At 73.4% G+C, this 1,131-nt stretch carries 1 protein-coding gene; it reads right to left on the bottom strand.

All coding sequences use genetic code 11. The features are described 5' to 3' along the window. A partial coding sequence (locus tag ACFQ6N_RS41070) for a hypothetical protein (protein WP_380659232.1) occupies nucleotides 1-198 on the bottom strand: 198 nt, incomplete at its 3' end. Nucleotides 199-1,131: the final 933 nt, after the last annotated feature.

Below are 1,131 nucleotides of genomic sequence, written 5' to 3' on the forward strand. Positions count from 1 at the left end.
AGACAGGCGGCCCGGAGACGTGCGCCGTCGCCGTCGGAATCGGATGAGCGTCGCCGCCAGCTCGGGGAGCGCGCGAACGACGGCGACGACGTCGCGGCGGTCGGCGCGAACGATCGCGGTGACGCAGACGAGCGCCGCGCAGAGCACGGCCAGGCCGACGAGGAACAGCGGGATCAGCAGCGGGTCAATCGTGGGCATCGAGGGGCCTCCGGTGAGTTGGGATCGTCACGATGGAGGGCGCGGGGGTTAGCCCCGCAACTCCCCTCCACCCCTTCGTGGGCCCGGGGCGGATCGGACAGGACCGGACCGGCCGCGCCGTGCTGCTCGTGCTCCTGGTGCTCGTCGTCGTACGTCATGTCGGAGACGTACGGCGGGTGTCGGTGACGTACGCGGCGACGGCGGCCGGGGTCGAGGAGGGGAAGCCGCGGGAATGTGCCGGCGCTTTCGTCGTCGTGCTCCTGGTGCTCGTCGTCGTGCAGCTGCTCGACGGCGGCGCGGGGGAGCCGAGCGCAGCGGCCACACGATCCCCGCCCGGTCACCCGGCGCGCTCAGCAGAGGGTCAGGGCGGGGATGTCCGAGCACTCACCACGGCCCACGGGCGGTGCGACCTGCGGTGGTGAGTGGCGAGTCGCCGGACGGCTCCAACCCTCTGCGCAACGTCCGCTGCGACGTCGTGCGCAACGCCCGTCTCGCCCCCCGCTACAACGCTGCGCGGCGTTCGTTGAGGCGCGGCGATTCGGGCCGTCGGGTCGTGATGCAAGGGTGTGGGGATGAGCGAGGAGATCGAGGGAGCCGAGGAGCGCACGCTGTGCGCCTGGTGCGGGACGGAGTTCCGGCAGTCCGGTGTCGGCCGGACGCGGGCCTACTGCCGCCGGAGCTGCCGTCAGCGGGCGTACGAGGACCGCAAGACGGCGGCCGCGACCCGCGAAGCGGTGGTCGTGGCGGTCGCCGCTGTGATGGCTCGCGGCCAGCAGCGTGCCGTTACGTCACGGGACACGAGCGGAGCAGCCGACCGGTCGTCACGTGACGAAACGGCTCCGGCCCGTGGACAGGTGGTGCGGCCGGGGACGCTAAGCGGGCGTCGGCCGTTGCTGCCTCCGCCGCCGGGTGTCCGGCGCCCGGAGCCGACGC

Source organism: Kitasatospora sp. NPDC056446, assembly GCF_042796115.1.
Classification (GTDB): domain Bacteria; phylum Actinomycetota; class Actinomycetes; order Streptomycetales; family Streptomycetaceae; genus Kitasatospora.